At 73.7% G+C, this 20,605-nt stretch carries 19 protein-coding genes; 2 read left to right on the top strand and 17 right to left on the bottom strand.

The window, feature by feature from the left end; translation table 11 throughout:
• Nucleotides 1-46: 46 nt before the first annotated feature.
• The 9 genes from MLUT_RS15010 to MLUT_RS14970 all read right to left on the bottom strand — a co-directional run bounded on the left by MLUT_RS15010 (nt 47) and on the right by MLUT_RS14970 (nt 11,344).
• A complete protein-coding gene (locus tag MLUT_RS15010; RefSeq protein ID WP_010079138.1) occupies nt 47-1,414 on the bottom strand; it encodes a M50 family metallopeptidase in 1,368 nt (455 codons plus the stop codon).
• A complete protein-coding gene (gene dxr, locus MLUT_RS15005) occupies nt 1,411-2,646 on the bottom strand; it encodes a 1-deoxy-D-xylulose-5-phosphate reductoisomerase (protein ID WP_043055197.1) in 1,236 nt (411 codons plus the stop codon). The genes MLUT_RS15010 and dxr overlap by 4 nt, the downstream gene beginning before the upstream one ends.
• A gap of 139 nt (nt 2,647-2,785) precedes the next feature.
• Entirely contained in the window at nt 2,786-4,408 is a 1,623-nt protein-coding gene (locus MLUT_RS15000) for a monocarboxylic acid transporter (protein ID WP_010079140.1), read from the bottom strand.
• The gene (locus MLUT_RS14995; RefSeq protein WP_010079141.1) at nt 4,405-4,779 is read right to left on the bottom strand and encodes a DUF485 domain-containing protein; all 375 of its coding nucleotides are present in this window, start codon (nt 4,777-4,779) and stop codon (nt 4,405-4,407) included. The genes MLUT_RS15000 and MLUT_RS14995 overlap by 4 nt, the downstream gene beginning before the upstream one ends.
• 201 nt (nt 4,780-4,980) lie before the next feature.
• The gene (locus tag MLUT_RS14990; protein ID WP_010079142.1) at nt 4,981-5,859 is read right to left on the bottom strand and encodes an HpcH/HpaI aldolase/citrate lyase family protein; all 879 of its coding nucleotides are present in this window, start codon (nt 5,857-5,859) and stop codon (nt 4,981-4,983) included.
• The gene (locus MLUT_RS14985) at nt 5,856-6,386 is read right to left on the bottom strand and encodes a MaoC family dehydratase (protein WP_010079143.1); all 531 of its coding nucleotides are present in this window, start codon (nt 6,384-6,386) and stop codon (nt 5,856-5,858) included. Before MLUT_RS14985 ends, MLUT_RS14990 begins: the two co-directional genes overlap by 4 nt.
• Before the next feature lies 1 nt (nt 6,387).
• Complete coding sequence (locus MLUT_RS14980; protein ID WP_012750789.1) at nt 6,388-7,575, bottom strand: acyl-CoA dehydrogenase family protein; 1,188 nt, start codon at nt 7,573-7,575, stop codon at nt 6,388-6,390.
• Nucleotides 7,576-7,590: 15 nt separating this feature from the next.
• On the bottom strand, nt 7,591-9,720 hold the full coding sequence (locus tag MLUT_RS14975; RefSeq protein WP_010079145.1) for an acetyl/propionyl/methylcrotonyl-CoA carboxylase subunit alpha: 2,130 nt from the start codon (nt 9,718-9,720) through the stop codon (nt 7,591-7,593).
• Nucleotides 9,721-9,727: 7 nt separating this feature from the next.
• On the bottom strand, nt 9,728-11,344 hold the full coding sequence (locus tag MLUT_RS14970) for a carboxyl transferase domain-containing protein (protein ID WP_010079146.1): 1,617 nt from the start codon (nt 11,342-11,344) through the stop codon (nt 9,728-9,730).
• 113 nt (nt 11,345-11,457) lie between these two features.
• Here MLUT_RS14970 and MLUT_RS14965 point away from each other — a divergent pair, with 113 nt between their 5' ends.
• Nucleotides 11,458-12,105, top strand: a complete 648-nt coding sequence (locus MLUT_RS14965) for a TetR/AcrR family transcriptional regulator (RefSeq protein WP_010079147.1) — start codon at nt 11,458-11,460, stop codon at nt 12,103-12,105.
• Nucleotides 12,106-12,163: 58 nt separating this feature from the next.
• Nucleotides 12,164-12,682, top strand: coding sequence for a GNAT family N-acetyltransferase (locus tag MLUT_RS14960; protein WP_010079148.1), 519 nt, complete (start codon nt 12,164-12,166; stop codon nt 12,680-12,682).
• A gap of 108 nt (nt 12,683-12,790) precedes the next feature.
• Here MLUT_RS14960 and MLUT_RS14955 read toward each other — a convergent pair whose 3' ends face one another.
• From MLUT_RS14955 to tsf, 8 genes are all read right to left on the bottom strand, one after another.
• Nucleotides 12,791-14,230, bottom strand: a complete 1,440-nt coding sequence (locus MLUT_RS14955; protein ID WP_012750788.1) for a dihydrolipoamide acetyltransferase family protein — start codon at nt 14,228-14,230, stop codon at nt 12,791-12,793.
• Nucleotides 14,227-15,282 carry an alpha-ketoacid dehydrogenase subunit beta gene (locus tag MLUT_RS14950; protein WP_043055195.1) on the bottom strand — a complete coding sequence of 352 codons (1,056 nt, stop codon included), beginning with the start codon at nt 15,280-15,282 and terminating at the stop codon, nt 14,227-14,229. Before MLUT_RS14950 ends, MLUT_RS14955 begins: the two co-directional genes overlap by 4 nt.
• Before the next feature lie 8 nt (nt 15,283-15,290).
• Nucleotides 15,291-16,445 (bottom strand): pyruvate dehydrogenase (acetyl-transferring) E1 component subunit alpha, encoded by a 1,155-nt coding sequence (gene pdhA / locus MLUT_RS14945; protein WP_010079152.1) that lies wholly within the window; start codon nt 16,443-16,445, stop codon nt 15,291-15,293.
• Nucleotides 16,446-16,600: 155 nt separating this feature from the next.
• The gene (locus MLUT_RS14940; protein ID WP_010079153.1) at nt 16,601-17,200 is read right to left on the bottom strand and encodes a DivIVA domain-containing protein; all 600 of its coding nucleotides are present in this window, start codon (nt 17,198-17,200) and stop codon (nt 16,601-16,603) included.
• A gap of 49 nt (nt 17,201-17,249) precedes the next feature.
• Nucleotides 17,250-18,086 carry a phosphatidate cytidylyltransferase gene (locus MLUT_RS14935; RefSeq protein ID WP_010079154.1) on the bottom strand — a complete coding sequence of 279 codons (837 nt, stop codon included), beginning with the start codon at nt 18,084-18,086 and terminating at the stop codon, nt 17,250-17,252.
• 25 nt (nt 18,087-18,111) lie between these two features.
• Nucleotides 18,112-18,669 carry a ribosome recycling factor gene (gene frr, locus MLUT_RS14930; RefSeq protein ID WP_010079155.1) on the bottom strand — a complete coding sequence of 186 codons (558 nt, stop codon included), beginning with the start codon at nt 18,667-18,669 and terminating at the stop codon, nt 18,112-18,114.
• Between the two features lie 53 nt (nt 18,670-18,722).
• Nucleotides 18,723-19,490 carry a UMP kinase gene (gene pyrH / locus MLUT_RS14925; protein ID WP_029248229.1) on the bottom strand — a complete coding sequence of 256 codons (768 nt, stop codon included), beginning with the start codon at nt 19,488-19,490 and terminating at the stop codon, nt 18,723-18,725.
• Nucleotides 19,491-19,697: 207 nt separating this feature from the next.
• Complete coding sequence (tsf, locus tag MLUT_RS14920; RefSeq protein WP_010079157.1) at nt 19,698-20,534, bottom strand: translation elongation factor Ts; 837 nt, start codon at nt 20,532-20,534, stop codon at nt 19,698-19,700.
• Nucleotides 20,535-20,605 lie beyond the last annotated feature (71 nt).

Genomic DNA, 20,605 nt, shown 5'->3' with positions numbered 1-20,605 from the left:
GGCGCCCCGGGGCGCGGGCCGACCGCCCACGGCGAACGGACCGGGCTCAGAACAGCCGGACCGGCTCCACGATGTCCGCCACGATCAGGATGACGCCCATGAGCAGCATCGCCGCGCCCACCGCGTAGGTCAGCGGCAGCATGCGGGCCAGGTCGAACGGCCCCGGGTCGGGGCGGCCCGTGAACCGGGCCCAGCCGCGGCGCACCGCCTCCCACAGGGCGCCGGCCACGTGCCCGCCGTCGAGCGGGAGCAGCGGGATGAGGTTGAACACCATGAGCGCCACGTTCACGCCCGCCAGCAGGGACAGCAGCAGGGCGGCCTTGTCCGTCAGCGTGGCCTGCTCGAGCGCCGCCGCCTCCCCGGCGATCCGGCCGACGCCCACCACGGACATCGGTCCGTCCGGGTCGCGCTCGGCCGGGGTCACCACGGCGACGGCGGTGTCCCACAGCCGCTGCGGCAGCACGAGGACGACGTCGACGACGCCCCGCACCTGCTGGGTGACGAGCGGGCCGGCGTCGAGCGGGGTGCCGCGGACCGTCTCGAGCTGCGCGCCCATGCCGATGAACCCGACCTCGTGGGTCGCCACGGTCCCGTCCGAGGCCCGCTCGGGCCGGCCCAGCGCATCCGTCACGGGCCGTTCCGTCAGGCGCGGGGTCAGGGTGGCGCTCATCCGCTCGCCGTCGCGCTCCCACTCGATCCGCGTGGGCTGTCCGGCGCGGTCCCGGATCGCGGCGGAGAGGGCGTCCCAGTCGGAGACCGGCCGCCCGTCGAAGGCGAGCACGGTGTCCCCGGGGCGCAGTCCCGCCTCGTGGGCGGGCGCGGCGGGATCGCCCGGGCGGCAGTCCTCCGTCCCGCCGGAGGCGGCGCGGGCCTGCTGCTCCTGCGTCGTGACCACGCACCGGTAGACCTCGGCGACGGTGGTGCTGGGCTGCGAGGTGCCCACCGTGGTGACCAGCAGGGCGGTGACGCCCAACGCGATGAGCAGGTTCATGAACGGCCCGCCGAGCATGATCACCACACGCTTCCACACCGGCAGCGCCAGGAAGCGACGGTGCTCGTCGCCGGGGCGGACCTCCTCGGCGGCCTGGGCCCGCGCGTCGTCGGCCATGCGGCCCAGCTGCTGGACGAAGCCCGTGGACGCCGTGCGGGGCGTCTGCCCGGGCCGCGGCGGGGGCAGCATCCCGATCATCGCGACGTAGCCGCCCAGCGGCACGGCCTTGAACCCGTACTCCGTCTCGCCGCGGCGCCACGAGACGAGCGCCGGGCCGAAGCCGATCATGTACTGCGTGACGCGCACGCCGAAGAGCTTGGCCGGGACGAGGTGGCCGACCTCGTGCAGGGCGATCGAGACCGCCAGGCCCAGCGCGACCGCGAGGACGCCCGCGACGTACCAGAGGATCTCCACGACGGTCACCAGCGGGCCCGCGCCGCACGGCGCGCCCAGGCCTCGGCGGCGAGCACGGCATCCACGGTGAGCCCCGTCGGCGCGGGGTCGTGGCCGGCCTCGGCGAGCACGTGCTCGGGGGCATAGTCGGCGACGACGGCGCGGACCGTGTCCACGATCCCGTCGAAGGGCAGGGCGCCGGCGTGGAAGGCGTCCACGGACTCCTCGTTGGCGGCGTTGAACACGGCCATGTGGGTGGGCGAGGCGGCCGCCGCCTCCTTCGCGGCCCGTACCGCGGGGAAGGCCTCCTCGTCGAGGGGCTCGAACGTCCAGGTGGCCGCCCGCGTCCAGTCGCAGGCCGGGGCTGCGCCCGGGAGACGGCGCGGCCAGCACAGCCCCAGGGCGATGGGCAGGCGCATGTCCGGCGGGGAGGCCTGGGCGAGCGTGGACCCGTCGACGAACTCGACCATCGAGTGGACCACGGACTGCGGGTGGACCACGACGTCGATCCGGTCCAGGGGCACGTCGAACAGCAGGTGGGCCTCGATCACCTCGAGGGCCTTGTTCACGAGGGAGGCGGAGTTGGTGGTGACGACGCGGCCCATGTCCCACGTGGGGTGGGCGAGGGCCTGGGCGGGCGTGACGGCGTGCAGGGCGGCGCGGTCCAGGCCGCGGAACGGCCCGCCTGAGGCCGTGAGCACGAGGCGGCGGACCTCGTCCGCCGTGCCACCGCGCAGCGCCTGCGCGAGCGCGGAGTGCTCGGAGTCCACCGGCACGAGCTGCCCTGGTGCCGCGGCGGCCTTCACGAGGGCCCCGCCGACGATGAGCGACTCCTTGTTGGCCAGGGCCAGGCGGTGGCCGGCGTGCAGCGCGGCGAGGGTGGGCCGCAGGCCGATCGAGCCCGTGATCCCGTTCAGCACGGTGTCGGCGCCGGGCCACGCGGCGATCTCCTCGGCGGCGCACGGACCGGTGAACAGCACGGGCCGGGGGGCCGGGCGCCCGAGGCGGGCGGCGGCGTCGGCGAGGGCGGCCCGCAGCTCCTCCTGTCCCGCCGCGGCGGAGCCCACCGCCTCGACCTCGAAGCGCACGGCCTGCTCGGCCAGCAGGGTCGTGTTCGCCCCGCCCGCGAGCGCGACGGCCCGGAGCCGGGCGGGGTCCTGGGCGATCACGTCGAGGCCCTGGGTGCCGATCGAGCCCGTGGAGCCGATCAGGGCGACGGCGCGCGGGACGCCGTCGTCGTCCGCCGGGGCGGGAGCGGGCAGCGTGTAGTCGGTGAGGGATCCGTGCGTCACCCCGCCATGATGCCAGCCGGGCCTGGACACGGACGGGGGGCCGGCCGGACGGACGCCGCACCGCGACGTCCCGCCCCGCCGGCCCCCGTGGGACCGGGTCAGCCGCGGATCAGTGCTGCACCGGCTTCTCGGCGCCGATGCCGGTGAGGGAGCGGACCTCCATCTCGGCCTGCTTGTCCGGGTCCTCGGCGCGCGACGAGGTCACCGAGCCGAGCCAGCCGAGGAAGAAGGCCAGCGGGATGGAGACGATGCCCGGGTTCTTCAGCGGGAACACCGCGAAGTCCGCGCCCGGGATCATCGAGGTCGGCGTCCCGGACATCACCGGGGACAGGACGATCAGGATGATCGCGGAGAGCAGTCCGCCGTACATCGACCACACCGCGCCGCGGGTGGTGAAGCGCCGCCAGAACAGGGAGTAGAGGATGGTCGGCAGGTTCGCCGAGGCCGCCACCGCGAAGGCGAGCGCCACGAGGAACGCCACGTTCTGGCCCTGGGCGGCGATGCCGCCGACGATCGCCAGGACGCCGATCACCACCACGGTGATCTTGCCGATCCGCACCTCCTCCTGCGGGGTGAGCGGGTGCTTGGCGATCACGGAGCCGTACACGTCGTGGGCGAAGGACGCTGCCGCCGTGATGGCCAGGCCCGCGACCACCGCGAGGATGGTGGCGAACGCGACCGCCGAGATCAGGCCCAGCAGGATGGAGCCGCCGAGCTCGAACGCCAGCAGCGGGGCCGCGGAGTTCTGCCCGCCGGGCGCGGCCAGGATGCGCTCGGGACCGATCAGCGCGCCGGCGCCGTAGCCCAGCACGAGGGTGAACAGGTAGAACGCGCCGATGAGGACGATGGCCCACACCACGGACTTGCGCGCTTCCTTGGCGGTGGGCACCGTGTAGAACCGCATGAGCACGTGCGGCAGACCGGCCGTGCCGAGCACGAGCGCGATGCCCAGGGACACGAAGTCGAGGCGGGTCAGCGCGCTGGCGCCGTACTGCAGGCCCGGTTCGAGGATCGCCTCGCCCTTCGGGTTCTTCTCGACGGCGGCCCCCAGCAAGGCGTTGAAGTCGAAGCCGAACAGGGCCAGCGTCCACACGGTCATGACCCCCGCGCCGGCGATCAGCAGGATCGCCTTGATGATCTGCACGTAGGTGGTGCCCTTCATGCCGCCGATCAGCACGTAGACGATCATGAGCACGCCGACGACGATGATCACCAGGGCCTGCCCCGCCTTGTCCGTGATGTTCAGCAGCAGGGCCACGAGGGCGCCCGCGCCGGCCATCTGGGCCAGGAGGTAGAAGAGGCAGACGGCCATCGTGGCGATGGCGGCCGCGATGCGCACGGGACGCTGCTGCAGGCGGAAGGACAGCACGTCCGCCATGGTGAACCGGCCTGTGTTGCGCAGCAGCTCGGCCACCAGCAGCAGGGCGACGAGCCAGGCGACGAGGAAGCCGATCGAGTAGAGGAAGCCGTCGTAGCCGTAGAGGGCGATCGCGCCCACGATGCCGAGGAACGAGGCGGCGGAGAGGTAGTCACCCGCGATGGCCGTGCCGTTCTGGGTGCCGGAGAAGCCGCGGCCACCGGCGTAGTAGTCCGCCGACGACGCGTTGGTCTTGGACGCACGGATCACGATCACGAGGGTGACCACGACGAACGCCGCGAAGATGCCGATGTTCACGGCGGGGTTGCCGACCGTCTGCGCGGCGGCCTGGAGCAGGGGGGTCGAAGCGCTCATCGCGTGGCCTCCGGGTTCTCGTGGGCGCCGGCGGACTCGCGCTCGAGGCGCTCACGCAGCGCCGTGGCGCGGGGGTCCAGGGTCCGGTTCGAGTAGCGGACGTAGGCGAAGGTGATCAGGAACGTGGTGACGAACTGCAGCAGTCCGAGGACCAGGCCCAAGGTGATGTTGCCGCCGAGGCGGATGGACATGAACTCGGGGAAGAACGCGCCGGCGATCACGAACACCAGGTACCAGACGAAGAACGCCACGGTCATGGGGAAGGCGAAGGATCGGTGGGTGCGCCGGAGCTCGATGAACTCCTCGGACTGCTGCGCGGCGCGGAACTGCGCGGCCGTGGGGACCGGCGCCGTGGGCTCGCTGGATGACATGGGCCCTCCGGGGTGCGTGGGACGAATCAGTGTGAGACAGATCACTGTGATGACAACCACACTCTTGCGGGCGAGGCGGTGCGCCGTCAAGCGCGCCCCTGGGCCGTGCGCCCATGTGACAGCCCCGGTGTGCAGACGCGCGGACACGGCCGCGCCCCGACGGCACGGGGCCGCCGGGGCACGGGGCCGCCGAGGAGCCGGTCAGGGACTCGCGGGCCGGGCCGCGTCCGCGCGGCGCAGGACCGCGCGGGCCTGGGCGAGGACCACCTCGTCGACCATCGTCCCGTCCAGCTCGAAGGCCCCGTGTCGGCCCTCGGCCGCGGCGAGGACGCGCCGGGCGCGCTCGACGGCCTCCGGGGCGGGCGTGTAGGCGGAGCGCACGACGGGCACCTGGCGCGGGTGCAGGCACACGGTCGCGGTGCAGCCCAGGGCGACGGCGTCCTCGGCCTCGGCGGCCAGCCCGGCCTCGTCGCCGAGGTCCAGGTGGACGGCGTCCCATGCGGCCGCGCCGTGGGCGGCCGCCGCCAGCAGCACCGTCGCGCGGGCGTGCTGGACCACGGAGCGGTAGGCGCCCTCGGGGGTGCGGGAGGAGCTGCCGCCCATCGACGCCACGAGGTCCTCGGCGCCCCACATCAGCGCACCCACGTGCGGGTGGGCGGCCAGTTCGGCGGCGGCGAGGATCCCGGCCGCGGTCTCGCACAGGGCGACGACGCGGGTCTGCGGTCCGAGGGCGGCGACGACCCCGTCCACCTGCGCGGCGGACTCGGCCTTGGCGAGCATGAGCGTGCGCCAGCCCGTCCCGGCGAGCATGGCCAGGTCGGCGTCGTGGTCCGCGGTGCCCGCGGGGTTCACGCGCACCACCACGCGGTCCTCGTCCAGCGGGCCGCCGTCGACCCCGCCCGTCGCCCGCCCCGCCCAGGCCGCCGCGACGGCGTCCCGCGCGGCGGGCCGGGCCTCCGGGATGACGGCGTCCTCGAGGTCGAGGATCACCGCGTCCGCGCGTTCGAGCGCCGTGGCGTACCGCTCGGGGCGGTCCGCCGGGGTGAACATGACGGCCGGTCCGAGGCTCAGCGCGCTCATGCCCGCTCTCCCGTCCCTGCGGCGTCGGCGGCCTTCGCCTTGGCCTCCGCGTGCGCCTGCGCGGTCCACATCAGGCACGTGCGCTGGGCGCGGACGACGACGTCGCCGTGCTGGTTCTCCCCCGTCATCGCGAACGTGACGATCCGCTGCCCCGGCCGCGAGGAGGACTCGCGGATCGCGGTGACCTCGGAGCGCCCGTAGAGCGTGTCCCCGTGGAAGACCGGCTTCGGGAACGCGATCTCCCCCAGGCCGAGCTGGGCCACGAGCGTGCCCTGCGTGGTCTGCCCGACGGCGAGGCCCACCAGGGTGGACAGCGACAGCATCGAGTTGACCAGCGGTCGGCCGAACGGCTGGGCCGCCGCGTACGCGTGGTCCAGGTGCAGGGCCTGCGGGTTCATGGTGAGGGTGGTGAACAGCACGTTGTCCGCCTCAGTGAGCGTGCGGCCGGGCCGGTGCAGGTAGACCTGACCGACCGCCAGCTCGTCCGCGTAGCGGCCCCGCTGCTCGATCTCGACGCGTTCCGTCACGTCAGAGGCCCAGCTCGCGGGCGATCAGCATGAGCTGCACCTCGGTGGTGCCCTCGCCGACCTCGAGGATCTTGGAGTCGCGGTAGTGACGGGCCACGAGGGTCTCGTTCATGAAGCCGTAGCCGCCGAACACCTGGGTGGCGTCCCGGGCGTTGTCCATGGCGGCCTCGCCGGCGATCAGCTTGGCCATGGCGGCCTCGGTCTTGAACGGCTTGCCGGCCAGCATCTTCTGGGCGGCCTCGTAGTAGGCCAGGCGGGCGGCGTGCGCGCGGGCCTGCATGCGGGCGATCTTGAAGGACACGGCCTGGAACTGCCCGATCTTCTGGCCGAACGAGGTCCGCTGCTTGGCGTAGGCGACCGACTCGTCCACGCATCCCTGGGCCGCGCCGGTGGCCAGGGCCGCGATGGCGATGCGGCCCTCGTCCAGGATCTCGAGGAAGTTGGCGAAGCCGCGGCCGCGGGCGCCCAGCAGGTTCTCCTCCGGCACGCGCGCGTCCGTGAAGTGCAGGGCGTGGGTGTCCGAGGAGTTCCAGCCGACCTTGTCGTAGGCCTTGGCCACGGAGAAGCCCTCGGTGCCGGCGGGCACGAGGATCGTGGAGATCTCCTTGGCGGGGCGGCCGTCATGGCCGGTCCTGCCCTCCACGGTGCCGGTCACGGCGGTGACGGTGATGAGCGAGGTGATGTCCGTGCCGGAATTGGTGATGAACTCCTTGGCGCCGTTGATGCGCCACTGGCCGTCCTCGAGCGCGGCGGTGGTCTGGGTGCCGCCGGCGTCGGAGCCCGCGCCCGGCTCGGTGAGGCCGAAGCCGGCCAGGTGCGTGCCGGCCACGAGGTCCGGCAGCCAGCGCTGCTTCTGCTCCTCGGTGCCGAACTTCAGCAGCGGCATGGCGCCCAGGGAGACGCCGGCCTCGAGGGTGATGGCCACGGACTGGTTGACGCGGCCGAGCTGCTCGAGCGCCAGGGCCAGGGCGAAGTAGTCGCCGCCCATGCCGCCGTACTCCTCGGGGAACGGCAGGCCGAACAGGCCCATCTCGCCCATCTGGGCCACGATCTCGTACGGGAACTCGTGCTTGGCGTCCAGCTCGGCGGAGACCGGGGCCACGACCTCGTCGGCGAACTCGCGGACGGTGTCGGAGAGGACCTGGTAGTCCTCCTCGAGGGCGGGCAGGGTGCGGTGCTTGGTGCTCATGGTCCTCTCCTGTTCTCAGGTGTTCTCTGCGGGTGCTGCGTGCTCGACGGGTTCGACGACGGCGATCAACGCCTGCGCGGCCACGGCGTCGCCCTCGGCGACGTGGACGGTCACGACGCCGGCGACGGCGGCCGTGACGGGGTGCTCCATCTTCATGGCCTCGACCACCGCCAGCTCCTGGCCCGCGGCCACGGTGTCCCCGGTGTCCACGGACACGGCGACGACGGTGCCCGGCATGGGCGTGCGTGCCTCGGGCGACGCTGCGCCGGCCGGAGCACGGCGCGCGGCCGCGGCCGCGCGGGCGGCCTCGACCACCTCGGCCCGGGTGAGGCGGCGGACCTGCCACGCGGCGCCGTCGCGGTGCAGCCACGCCGAGCGCGGGTCCCGCGGGTCACCGGCCAGGAGGTTGACACCCGCCAGGGCTCCGGCGTCCTCGTCCACCTCGGCGTCGGCGGCGGGGGCGGTGAGGATCCGGTCCTCGTCCCCCACCCGGACGCGCATCCCGGGCTGCGGGGCGCCCGCGCCGCGCCAGCCGTCCGCCCGGGCCCACGCGGTGCCGGCCGCGCGGCGTTCGGCGGCGGCCGCGTCCTCGGACACGTCGGCCAGGGCCTCGGCCGCGAGCGCGGCGAGGTCCTCGGGCAGCGCGGGGGCGGTCCACGCCTCGAGGCCGTCGATCAGCTCGGTGGTGAGCCGGCCGGTCCGCACATCCGTGCGGGCAGCGAGCTCGCGCAGCCAGCCCAGGTTGGAGCGGACGCCGAACAGCACGGTGTCCGCGAGCGCGGCGTCGAGCCGCTCGAGGGCCTCGGTGCGGTCGGCGCCGCGGGTGATGAGCTTGGCGATCATCGGGTCGTAGAAGCCGGTGATCTCGGGCTGAGCGCCGTCGACGTCCACGGGGTCCACGGCGCCGACGGCGGTGGCGGGCCCAGAGCCGAACGCGCGCTCCTCGGTCGGCCGGGAGGGCAGCAGGAGCGTGTCGACGCGGACGCCCTCTCCGGCGGGCTCGCGCCAGCGCAGCACCGGCCCGGTGGAGGGCAGGAAGCCGTTCGCGGGGTCCTCCGCGTAGACGCGGGCCTCGACGGCGGCGCCGTCGAGGGTCACGTCCTCCTGGGCGAAGCCGAGCGGCTCCCCCGCGGCGATGCGCAGCTGCAGCTCCACGAAGTCCAGGCGCTGTCCGCGCACCCGGACGACCTCCTCGGAGACCGGGTGCTCCACCTGCAGGCGGGTGTTCATCTCCATGAAGAAGAACTCGTCCGGGTTCTCGTCCGAGACGAGGAACTCGACGGTGCCGGCGCCGCGATAGCCCACGGACACGGCCGCGTCCACGGCGGCCCGGCCCAGGCGCTCGCGGAGCTCGGCCCCGTGCGCCAGCCCGGTCAGCAGGGGCGCGGGGGCCTCCTCGATCACCTTCTGGTGGCGGCGCTGCAGGGAGCACTCGCGCTCACCCAGGTGCACGGTGGCGCCGTGGGCGTCCGCGAACACCTGCACCTCGACGTGCCGGGGCGCGGTGATGAGCCGCTCGAGCAGCAGCGTGTCGTCGCCGAACGCGGAGCGCGCCGTGCGCCGGGCCGAGGCGAGGGCGCCGGGCAGCTCCTCGGCGGCGCGCACGGCCACCATGCCCTTGCCGCCGCCTCCCGCGGAGGGCTTGATCAGCAGCGGGAAGCCGACGCGCTCGGCCTCGGCCGTGATCTGCGCGTCGGTGAGCGTGGGGTCCTGGATGCCGGGGACCACCGGCACGTCGTACGCGGCCACGGTCTCCTTCGCGCGGATCTTGTCCGCCATCGCGTCGAGCGAGCCCACGGGAGGGCCCACGAACACGATGCCGGCCGCCTCCAGCGCGCGGGCGATGTCGGCGTTCTCGGACAGGAAGCCGTAGCCGGGGTGCACGGCCTGGGCGCCGGTGCGGCGCGCGGCGTCGACGACGGCGCCGATGTCCAGGTACGACTCGCGGGCCGGGGCCGGGCCGAGGCGGACCGCCGTGTCCGCCTCGCGGACGTGCCGCGCGTCGGCGTCGGCGTCGGAGTGCACGGCCACCGAGCGGATGCCGAGGCGGCGCAGGGTGCGGATGACGCGCACGGCGATCTCGCCGCGGTTGGCCACCAGCACGGTGTCGAACAGGGGCGTCCCCTGGGCGTGGTTCTCGGTCACGGGTGCCTCACATGCGGAACAGGCCGAACCGGGAGTCCGGCAGCGGGGAACGGGAGATGACGTCGAGGGCCAGGGAGAGCACCCGGCGGGTCTGGCCGGGGGTGATCACCCCGTCGTCCCAGAGGCGGGCGGTGGAGTACAGGGGGCTGCCCTGGTCCTCGTACTGCCGACGGACCGGCGCCTGGAAGGCCTCGACCTCCTCGGAGGACATCGGCTCCTCCCCCGCGGCGGCCCGCTGGTCCTGCTTGATCTGCGTGAGCACGGAGGAGGCCTGCGGGCCGCCCATCACGGAGATGCGCGCGTTCGGCCACATCCACAGGAAGCGGGGTGAGTAGGCGCGGCCGCACATCGCGTAGTTGCCGGCGCCGAACGAGCCGCCGATCACCACGGTCAGCTTGGGCACGCGGGCGGTGGCGACGGCGGTGACCATCTTGGCGCCGTCGCGCGCGATGCCGCCGGTCTCCGCGTCCCGGCCCACCATGAAGCCGGAGATGTTCTGCAGGAACAGCAGCGGGATGCCGCGCTGGTCGCACAGTTCGATGAAGTGCGCACCCTTGCGGGCGGAGTCGCCGAACAGGATGCCGTTGTTGGCGAGGACACCCACGGGATGGCCGTCGATCCGTGCGAACGCGGTGACCAGGGTGGTGCCGTGGAGGGGTTTGAACTCGTGGACGGAGCCGCCGTCCACGAGGCGGTCGATCACCTCGCGCACGTCGTAGGGGGTGTTCACGTCCACGGGCACGACGCTGGTCAGCTCGGCCGGGTCCTTGGCGGGCTCCGCGGCGGGGGCGACCTCCCAGGCCGGCGCCTCGGCCGGGGGCAGGGTGGCCACGATGTCCCGGAGGATCTGCATGGCGTGCAGGTCGTCGTCCGCCAGGTGGTCCGCGACGCCGGAGCGCTCGGCGTGCAGCCGGCCGCCGCCGAGGTCCTCGGGCGAGATGTCCTCCCCGATCGCGGCCTTCACGAGCGGGGGGCCGCCGAGGAAGATGGTGCCCTGCTCGCGCACGATCACGGTCTCGTCCGACATGGCCGGCACGTACGCGCCGCCCGCCGTGGAGGAGCCGCACACCGCGGCCAGCTGCGGGATGCGCTGCGAGGAGAGCAGCGCCTGGTTCCGGAAGATGCGGCCGAAGTGCTCGCGGTCCGGGAAGACCTCGTCCTGGCGGGGCAGGAACGCGCCGCCGGAGTCCACGAGGTAGATGCACGGCAGGCGGTTCTCCAGGGCGATCTCCTGGGCCCGCAGGTGCTTCTTCACCGTCATGGGGTAGTAGGTGCCGCCCTTCACGGTGGCGTCGTTGCCCACCACCATCACGAGGCGGCCGTGGACCAGGCCGATGCCCGCCACGACGCCGGCGGCGGGGCTGTCCCCGCCGTACATGCCGTGCGCGGCCAGCGCGCCGACCTCGAGGAAGGGCGAGCCCTCGTCGAGCAGCGCGTCGATGCGGTCCCGCACCAGCAGCTTGCCGCGGCCGGTGTGGCGCTCGCGCGAGCGCTCGGGCCCGCCGAGCGACGTGCGGGCGACGAGGTCGGCGAGCTCCTGCTCGAGCCGGGCATGGCCGGCCGCGTTGCGCTCGGCCACGGTGGGCGCGGACTGCGCGGCCGGGGCCGGGATGCTGGCGGTCATGAGACCCCCTTCAGTGAATGACGACTAACTGAACTGAGCCTCAGTGTAGTGACGATCGTCACCGACGTCGACCGGGCGCCCGGCGCGCCTCGTCCCGCCCTACAGTGGATCCCATGCCCGCCGCCGATCCCGCGTCCCCCGCCGCCCCGGCGACCCCGCCGACCGCCCGGGAGGCCGCCAAGGCCCGACGCCGGGTGGACCTGCTCGCGGCCGCGGCGCGACTGTTCGCAGCCCGGGGCTTCGACGCGGTCCGCCTCGAGGACATCGGCGCCGCCGTCGGGATCAGCGGACCCGCCATCTACCGCCACTTCGCCGGCAAGGCCGCCGTGCTCACGGCGATCCTCGACACGGCCTCACAGGACCTGCTCAACGGCGGGCTGGCCGCCGAGGCGCAGCACGCGCCGGGGGCGGAGACCCTGCGGGCCCTCATCGGCTTCCAGGCGGACTTCGCCCTCGCCCAGCGCGACGTGATCCGCGTGCAGGACCGCGACATGTCCGCCCTGCCCGACGGCGCACGCACGGCCATCACGCGCACCCAGCGCGCCTACATCGACGTGTGGGCGCGCCAGCTGCAGGTCGTCCACCCCCACGAGGACCAGGCCACCGCCGTGTTCCGCGCCCAGGCCGTGCTGGGCCTGCTCAACTCCACCCCCCGCTCAGTGCGGCGCACCGCGGCCGACCGCGCGGCCCGCCGCGCGACCCTCGCGGCCATGGCCTGGGACGCGGCCACGGCCCCCGGACCGTTGCCCGGCGAGGACTGAGCGGGCGGCACCGGCCCGGCGGGCCGGCGTCGTGCCCGGTGGTACGGTGGCCGGTACCGTGACGGCGGACGCCGTCGAACCCCGCCCCGAGAGGTCCACCGCCGTGCTTCTTCGTGACGTCCGACCCGAGGATCTGGACGAGTTCTTCCTCCACCAGCAGGACGAGCAGGCCAACCTGATGTCCGCCTTCGCCCCCCGCAACCCCCGGGACCGCGGCGTTTTCGACTACCACTGGGCCCACCTGCTCGGGGACGAGGACACCATTGTGCGGACCATCGAGCACGAGGGCCGCGCCGCGGGCGCCCTCGTGTGCACCCAGCAGGACGGCGTGGGCGAGCTGTCCTTCTGGACCGCGCAGGACTACTGGGGCCTGGGCCTGACGACCGCGGCCGTGGACCGGTTCCTCGAGGAGCACACCGCCCGCCCACTGCGGGCGCACGTCCCCGAGGACAACGTGGGCTCCGTGAAGGTGCTCTCCCGCCGCGGCTTCGAGACCGTCGGTAAGGAGAAGGTCTTCTCCAACGCCCGCGCTGAGGTCATCACCGAGCTCGTGATGGAACTGCCCGCCGCCGACTGAGCGCGCCCCGCGGCCCCGCAGCGCCTGCGGCCCGCACTGATCCCAGCGACGACGACGGCCCCGCCCCCCCGGTGATCGGGGGGCGGGGCCGCGGCGCGTCCGACGCGGTCAGACCATGGTCAGGGTCAGGCCCGGACGGCGCAGGAGGGCACCGACGTCCGCGAGGAAGCGGGAGCCCTGCTCGCCGTCCACGAAGCGGTGGTCGAACGAGAGGGACAGCGTCATGACGTCCCGCAGGGCGATCTCGCCGCGGTGCTCCCACGGCATCCGCCGGACCTGGCCGATCGCGATGATCGCCCCCTCGCCCGGGTTGATGATCGGGGTGCCCGCGTCCACGCCGAACACGCCGACGTTCGTGAGCGTGAAGGTGCCGCCGGCCAGGTCCGCCGGGGACAGCTTCCCCTCGCGGGCGAGTCCGGTGAGGTCGCGGATGGCGTCCGCCAGCTCCGCCAGGCTCATCGCCTGGGCGTCCTTGACGTTCGGCACCATCAGCCCGCGGGGGGTGGCCGCGGCGAAGCCGAGGTTGACGAAGTTCTGCTGCACGATCGCTCCGGCGGCCTCGTCCCAGCGGGCGTTGACGTCCGGGGTGCGCTCCATCGCCACGAGGCACGCCTTGGCGGCGAGCGTCATGGGCGTGAGCTTGACGTCCCGGAACTCGCGGGAGGCCTTGAGCTCGGCGAGCAGCTCCATGGTCTCGGTGACGTCCACCTGCAGGAACTCGGTCACGTGCGGGGCGGTGAACGCGGACTGCACCATGGCCGCCGCCGTCGCCTTCCGCACGCCCTTGACCGGCACGGCCTCGGTGCGCGGGCGGCCGCCCAGGGTGCGGACGCCCCCGGTCGAGCCCGACTCGGCGCCGGACTGCGGCGGCGTCGCCGCGGCCGCGGGCTGCCCGCCCCCGGCCAGGAACGCCTCGACGTCCGCGCGGGTGATGACCCCGCCCACGCCGGTGCCGGTGACCTGTTCCAGATCCACGCCCGCGCGGCGCGCGTACAGGCGCACGGGCGGGGTGCAGCGGGGCCGCTCGCCCGACGCCGCGCCCCGCACCGCTTCCGGGGCCGCGTCCGCGCGGACGGGCTCGGCGGCCTCGGGCTGCGGGCGCCCGGCACCGGCCGGGGCCGCCTCCGACGTGGACGGCGCCTGTCCGCGGGCGGGCTCGCCCGCCGGGGCGGCCGATGTCGCCGGGGCCGCGGAGCCGCGCCGCGCACGGCGGCCGGGCTTGCCGGTGTCCGGCGCGGCGCCGTAGCCGACGAGGGTGGGCACGCGGCCGTCGGCCTCGGCGGGCCCGCCGACGTCGGGCTCGGCGCCCTCGAGGGTGAAGGTCACCAGGGGCGCGCCGACCTCGAGGGTCTCGCCCTCGGCGCCGTGCAGGGCCGCGACGACGCCCGCGAACGGGCTGGAGACCTCGACCACGGCCTTGGCCGTCTCGACGTCGGCGAGCACCTGGTTCACGGTCACCGCGTCGCCCTCGGCCACGCGCCACGTCACGATCTCGGACTCGGTCAGGCCCTCGCCGAGGTCGGGCAGGCGGAAGGTCTTCTGGCTCATCGGGTCTCCTCCCCGGCGTTCTGGGCGGCGAGGAACTGCTCGGCGGTCTCGGGGGCGGCGAACGCGTCCACGGAGTCCAGCGAATTCGGCCGGCCCAGAGCACGGTCCAGGCCGTCGAGGATGCGGTCGAGGTCCGGCAGGTGCAGGTGCTCGAGCTTGGACGGCGGGTAGGGCACGTCCATGCCGGTGACGCGCACCGGCGGGGCCTCGAGCCAATGGAACGCGCGCTCGGCCACCGTGGCCACGAGCTCGGCGCCGAGGCCGCCCGTGCGGGAGGCCTCGTGCGCCACGACGAGCCGACCGGTGCGCCGCACCGAGGACTCGACGAGGCCGGTGTCCAGCGGGGACAGGCTGCGCAGGTCGACCACCTCGACCTCGACACCCTCCTCGGCCGCCACCTCGGCGGCCTGCAGGGCGGTCTTCACGAGCGGGCCGTAGGCCACGAGCGTGGCGTCACGGCCCTCGCGCAGGATGCGGGCCGGGCTCATCGGCGGGATCGCGACGCCCAGGTCCACGTCGCCCTTGTCGTGGTAGCGACGCTTGGGCTCGAGGTAGACCACCGGGTCCTCCGAGGCGATCGCGGCGCGGATGAGGTCGTACCCCTCCTGCGGGGAGGACGGGGAGACCACGCGCAGACCCGCGGTGTGCAGGAAGTAGGCCTCGGGCGACTCGGAGTGGTGCTCCGGGGAGCCGATGCCGCCGCCGAAGGGGATGCGGATGGTCACCGGCATCGGCACGGCGCCGCGGGTGCGGGCGCGCAGCTTGGCCAGGTTCGCCACGATCTGGTCGAACGCCGGGTACACGAAGCCGTCGAACTGGATCTCGACGACGGGCCGGTAGCCGCGCATCGCCAGGCCGATGGCCGTGCCCACGATGCCGGACTCGGCCAGCGGGGTGTCGAGCACCCGGTCCTCGCCGAACTCGGCCTGCAGGCCGTCGGTGATGCGGAACACGCCGCCGAGGGCGCCGATGTCCTCGCCCATGAGCAGGACCTTGGGGTCGTCGGCCAGGGCACGGTGCAGGCCGCGGTTGATCGCACGGCCGAAGGTCATGCGCTCGCTCACGCGCCCGCCTCCTCGTCGTCGAACTGCTGCAGGTAGAGGGCGTGCTCGCGGCGCTGCCGCTCGAGCTCCTGGTGGGGCTCCGCGTAGATCTCGTCGAAGAGCCTGTCCGCGCCGTCCTCCTCGAGCGCCTCGAGGGCACGGCGGACCTCCGCTGCCAGCTCGTCGGCCTCGGCCTGGGCCTGTGCAAGCACGGCGTCCACGTCCACGTCGAGGGTGCGCAGGTGCGCCTCCACGCGGGTCAGCGGGTCACGGGCCTTCCAGGCCTCGAGCTCGGCGTCGTCCCGGTAGCGGGTGGGGTCGTCCGCGGTGGTGTGTGGACCCATGCGGTAGGTGACGGCCTCGACGAACGTGGGGCCGCCCCCGTCGGCCGCGCGCTCGACGGCGGCGCGGGTTGCGGCGAGCACGGCCAGGACGTCGTTGCCGTCCACGCGCATCGACGGGATGCCGAAGCCCCACGGGCGGTCCGCGATGCTGCGGCGGGTCTGCAGGCGCACGGGCTCGGAGATGGCCCAGTGGTTGTTCTGGCAGAAGAACACCACGGGCGCCTGGTAGGAGGCGCTGAAGACCATGGCCTCGTTGACGTCGCCCTGGCTCGTGGCGCCGTCGCCGAAGTAGACGATCGTGGCGACGTCCGCCTGGTCCCGCTGGACGCCCATCGCGTAGCCGACGGCGTGCAGGGCCTGCGCGCCGATGATGATCTGCTGGGTGGCCACCCGCGTCTCGTTCGGGTCCCAGCTCGAGAACGTGGAGCCGCGCCACACCCGCAGCAGGTCCAGCGCGGGGACGCCGCGCAGCAGGGCCACGCCGTTCTCGCGGTAGGACGGGAAGACGAAGTCGTCCGGGCGCAGCGCGACGGCGGAGCCCACCTGGGCGGCCTCCTGGCCCAGCAGCGGCGGCCACAGGGCCAGCTCGCCCTGACGCTGCAGGTGCGTGGCCTCGACGTCGAGGCGACGGACCACGGCCATCTGGCGGTACAGCGCGGCGAGGGCGGCGGCGTCGACGTCCTCGATCCACGGGTCGAGCTCCGGCTGCGGACGGCGGCGGCCCTCCGTGTCGAGCACCTGGAGCATCACGGCCTCGGCCGGGCCCGCCGGGGGCGGAGAGCCGGCGGACTGTCCGCCGGTGGGACGGGTGTGGTCCACGAGGGTCACTGGACTGCCTTCCGATCGACGCCCACGGTGCGGGGCGAGGGAGTTGTACGCATGCGCGAGCAGGGGTGGAGCGCGCGGCGTCTCGGTGGTGTGATTGTAATCACTTCAGTGTGATCTGCGCCACTCTCCCGGGGCCGCCGCGCGAGGGCCGGGTGTCAGGCGCGGCGCAGCAGCACGTCGACGGCGGCGTCAAGGTAGGCGTCGACCTGGCCCTCCTCGTAGCCGGCGGCACCCTCGGCCTCGCCGAACGCCGCGCGGCGCACGTCGTCCGCGGTCAGCCCGCCTTCGGCGTCGGGATCCGTCGAGTCCTCCGCACCGGCCAGGGTGACGCGCAGGCGGTCCACGAGCGCGTCCACCTGGTCCACGTCGTAGCTCACGGCGTCCGCGCGGGAGGGGCGGCGGAAGCGCTCCGCCGGGGCCCGGTCGGCACGGGCCACGAGCTCGGCCACGCGCTCCTCGAGGTCTGCGGCCCAGTCCTCGTCCCCGCGCTCGGCGACGAAGGCCTGACGCTCGGCGGCGGCCAGCTCCTCTTCGAGGCGGTCCAGCTCGTCATCCACCTCGTCCGTGGCGTAGCCGCCGTTGACGGTCGCGAAGCGGGCCTGGCGCACCTCCTCCGCCGTCAGCGGGGCACCGCCGTCGCGTGCCTCACGGGCACGCGCCATGAAGGCGTCCACGTGGGTGGTCTCGTAGCCGATCTCGTCCTGCTCGACGAGCTCGAAGACCGGCTCGGCGTCCGGGGTGGTGCGGGGGGTCATGGGCGTCTCCTGCGGTGCGGGTCCCGGACGTGCCGGGTCGAGGGGTGGATCAGGTCAGGGGCAGCGCCAGCACGGTGTAGGCCACCGGCGAGGCGAACACGAGGGAGTCCAGGCGGTCCATCACGCCGCCGTGGCCGGGCAGGGCGGAGGACATGTCCTTGATGCCGAGCTCACGCTTGACCATGGACTCGGAGAAGTCCCCCGAGGTGGCGGCGGCGACGGTGGTCACGCCGAGGACGGCGCCGACCCACCACGGCTGGCCGACCAGCACGGGGACGGCGACGACGCCCACCAGCACCGAGCCCGCCAGGGAGCCGGCCAGGCCCTCCCAGGACTTCTTGGGGCTGATGCGCGGGGCGATCGGGGTGCGGCCGAAGCGGTAGCCCACGATGTAGCCGAACGTGTCGTTGGAGACCACCATCAGCAGCAGGACCGCCACCATGCGGTGCCCCAGCGGCTCGTCCAGGAGCGCCGCGGCGAAGGAGAGCAGGAACGGCGCCCACAGCACGATGAACACGCCCGCGAGCATGAACTGGCCCGCCGGGCGCCGGCGCGTCAGCGCTGTCCACACGGCCACCAGGGCCAGGCACGCCACGAGGGCGACGAACAGCCCCGGCACCCCCCACCGCCACGCCGTCAGCGGCAGGACCGCCGCAGCCACCCAGAGCGGGGGCCGCGGCACGTCCAGGCCGATGCCGCGTACCGCCGTCGCGATCTCGGACACCGCGCCGACCAGCAGGGCGACCACGAGCACGACCAGCAGCCAGTCGAACCAGAAGAGGCCGACCAGGGCCGTCGCCAGCAGCCCCACCCCCACGAGGACGGCGGACTTGAGGTCGCGGCCGCCGCGCGGGGGTGCGGGCGAGGTGGACACGGCGGAGGTCATGGGGCGAGCTCAGACGGCGGGAGGATCAGACCTCCAGCAGCTCCTGCTCCTTGTTCTTGGCCATCTCGTCGATGAGCTCGACGTGGCGCTTGGTGAGCGCGTCCAGCTCCTTCTCGCCGCGGGCGCCCTCGTCCTCGCCGACCTCGCCGTCCTTGACGGCCTTGTCCATGGCCTCCTTGGCCTTGCGGCGGGCATTGCGCACGGAGATCTTGTGCTCCTCCGCCTTGGACTTGACCAGCTTCACGTACTCCTTGCGGCGCTCCGCGGTCAGCTCCGGCATCACGATGCGGATGACCTTGCCGTCGTTGGACGGGTTCGCGCCGACCTCAGACTCGGACAGGGCCTTCTCGATGTTGCGCAGGGCCGACTGGTCGAACGGCGTGATGAGCAGCGTGCGGGCGTCCGTGGTGGTGAAGGACGCCAGCTGCTGCAGCGGGGTGAACGAGCCGTAGTAGTCGACCATCACCTTGGAGTAGAGGCCCGGGTTGGCGCGGCCGGTGCGCACGGAGACGAAGTCCTCACGCGTGGCCTCGATGGTGCGGTCCATCTGCTCTTCGGCGGACTGCAGGGTCTCCTGGATCACGGTGTCTCCTCGGTGTGGTGGATCAGGTCTGCCGCCATCCTACGCGGCGCGCCTCAGACGGTGACGGTGGTGCCGATCGGCTCGCCGAGCAGGGCGCGGGTCACGTTGCCCGGGCCCTCCATGCCGAACACGCGCATGTCCAGGTTGTTGTCCTTGCACATGGTCATGGCCGTCAGGTCCATCACGCGGATGTTCCGCAGCAGCGCCTCGTCGTAGGTCAGGTGCGTGAGGCGCTCGGCGGTGGGGTCCTTCTTGGGGTCCGCGGTGTAGACGCCGTCCACGCCGGACTTGGCCATCAGGACCTCGTCCGCCCCGACCTCGAGGGCGCGCTGGGCCGCCACGGTGTCCGTGGAGAAGTAGGGCAGGCCGGTGCCGGCGCCGAAGATCACGACGCGGCCCTTCTGCATGTGGCGGATGGCGCGCAGCGGGATGTAGGACTCCGCCACCTGCTCCATGTGGATGGCGGACTGCACGCGCGTGGTGACCCCGGCCTGGATGAGGAAGTCCTGCAGGGCCAGGCAGTTCATCACGGTGCCGAGCATGCCCATGTAGTCGGCCCGGCGGCGGTCCATCCCGTTCTCGGACAGCTCCGCGCCACGGAAGAAGTTGCCGCCGCCGACGACGATCGCGATCTCCACCTGGTCCGCCGCGGCGGCGATCTGCTCGGCGATGCCACGGACGGTCTCCGGGTCCACGCCGATCTTGCCGCCGCCGAACACCTCGCCCGAGAGCTTCAGGAGCACGCGACGGCGGCCGGTGTCGTCCGAGGTCTGCGGGGCGTGGGCGGTGGTCGGGTCCTCGGGGGCGCGGTTCGTCTCCATGGGAAGCATCTCCTGGTCGGTGGGGGTCGGGCCGGGGACGGCCGTCCCGGGGGCGGACACGCGGACGGGGTGGCCGCCCGGTCGGGGCGGCCACCCCGTCATGCGATGGTCGTCGGCGCCGTCCGGCGCCGGAGTGGACCTCGGGTCGCTCCCGATCCTACGCCCCCGCGAGGCGTGGACCGGGAGCGGCCGGTCCGGGTGCGGCGGTCAGTTGCCGACGCGGAAGCGGGCGAACCCGGTGACGTTGGTGCCGGCGTCGGAGGCGACCTTGCCGACGGTCTGCTTCGGGTCCTTCGCGAACGGCTGGTCCACGAGCACGATCTCCTTGAAGAAGCCGGTCAGGCGGCCCTCCACGATCTTCGGCAGGGCCTGCTCCGGCTTGCCCTCGGCACGGGCGGTCTCATCGGCGATGCGACGCTCGTTCTCGACGGTCTCGGCCGGCACGTCCTCACGGGTGAGGTACGTGGGCGAATAGGCCGCGGTGTGCACGGCGATGTCGTGCGCGGCGGTCTTGGCGTCGGCGGAGTCGGCGTCCACGGCGAGGAGCACGCCCACCTGGGCCGGCAGGTCCTTGGAGGTCTTGTGCAGGTAGGCGTCCACGAAGGCGCCCTCCACGCGGGCCAGGCGGCGCACGGCCACCTTCTCGCCCAGCAGGGCGCCCTCCTCGGTCACGTAGTCGCCCAGGGTGCGGCCCTCGTAGTCGGAGGCCAGCAGGCCGTCGACGTCGGTGGCGCCGGAGGCGACGGCGGCGCGCAGCACCACGTCGCCCAGGGCGATGAACTTGTCGGCCTTGGCCACGAAGTCGGTCTCGCAGTTGAGCTCGATCATGACGCCGACGCCGTTCTCGACGGTCGCGGCCACGAGGCCCTCGGCGGCGGAGCGGCCCTCGCGCTTGGTGGCGCCCTTGAGGCCCTTCACGCGGATGATCTCGATGGCCTTCTCGGCGTCGCCGTCGGCCTCGTCCAGAGCCTTCTTCACGTCCATCATGCCGGCGCCGGTGCGCTCGCGCAGGGCCTTGATGTCAGCAGCGGTGTAGTTCGCCATGCTCGTTCGGTCCTTCCCGTGGTGTGGGTTGTGCGGGATGTTCGGGGTCTGAACCGGTCCGTCGGCCCGGC

Source organism: Micrococcus luteus NCTC 2665 (genome assembly GCF_000023205.1).
Taxonomy (GTDB): domain Bacteria; phylum Actinomycetota; class Actinomycetes; order Actinomycetales; family Micrococcaceae; genus Micrococcus; species Micrococcus luteus.
Note: the sequence above shows the minus strand (reverse complement) of the source record. Positions and strands in the feature narration are given on the sequence as shown.

Bases quoted from the DNA above. Each gene is read 5' to 3' on its own strand.
- MLUT_RS14990 (WP_010079142.1), bottom strand. From the start codon at position 5,859: ATGAGCGCGCTGAGCCTCGGACCGGCCGTCATGTTCACCCCGGCGGAC.
- MLUT_RS14950 (WP_043055195.1), bottom strand. From the start codon at position 15,282: ATGACCTTCGGCCGTGCGATCAACCGCGGCCTGCACCGTGCCCTGGCC.
- MLUT_RS14995 (WP_010079141.1), bottom strand. From the start codon at position 4,779: ATGTCATCCAGCGAGCCCACGGCGCCGGTCCCCACGGCCGCGCAGTTC.
- MLUT_RS14935 (WP_010079154.1), bottom strand. From the start codon at position 18,086: ATGACCTCCGCCGTGTCCACCTCGCCCGCACCCCCGCGCGGCGGCCGC.
- MLUT_RS14970 (WP_010079146.1), bottom strand. From the start codon at position 11,344: ATGACCGCCAGCATCCCGGCCCCGGCCGCGCAGTCCGCGCCCACCGTG.
- pyrH (WP_029248229.1), bottom strand. From the start codon at position 19,490: ATGGAGACGAACCGCGCCCCCGAGGACCCGACCACCGCCCACGCCCCG.
- MLUT_RS14965 (WP_010079147.1), top strand. From the start codon at position 11,458: ATGCCCGCCGCCGATCCCGCGTCCCCCGCCGCCCCGGCGACCCCGCCG.
- tsf (WP_010079157.1), bottom strand. From the start codon at position 20,534: ATGGCGAACTACACCGCTGCTGACATCAAGGCCCTGCGCGAGCGCACC.
- MLUT_RS14980 (WP_012750789.1), bottom strand. From the start codon at position 7,575: ATGAGCACCAAGCACCGCACCCTGCCCGCCCTCGAGGAGGACTACCAG.
- MLUT_RS15000 (WP_010079140.1), bottom strand. From the start codon at position 4,408: ATGAGCGCTTCGACCCCCCTGCTCCAGGCCGCCGCGCAGACGGTCGGC.
- MLUT_RS14940 (WP_010079153.1), bottom strand. From the start codon at position 17,200: ATGACCCCCCGCACCACCCCGGACGCCGAGCCGGTCTTCGAGCTCGTC.
- MLUT_RS14955 (WP_012750788.1), bottom strand. From the start codon at position 14,230: ATGAGCCAGAAGACCTTCCGCCTGCCCGACCTCGGCGAGGGCCTGACC.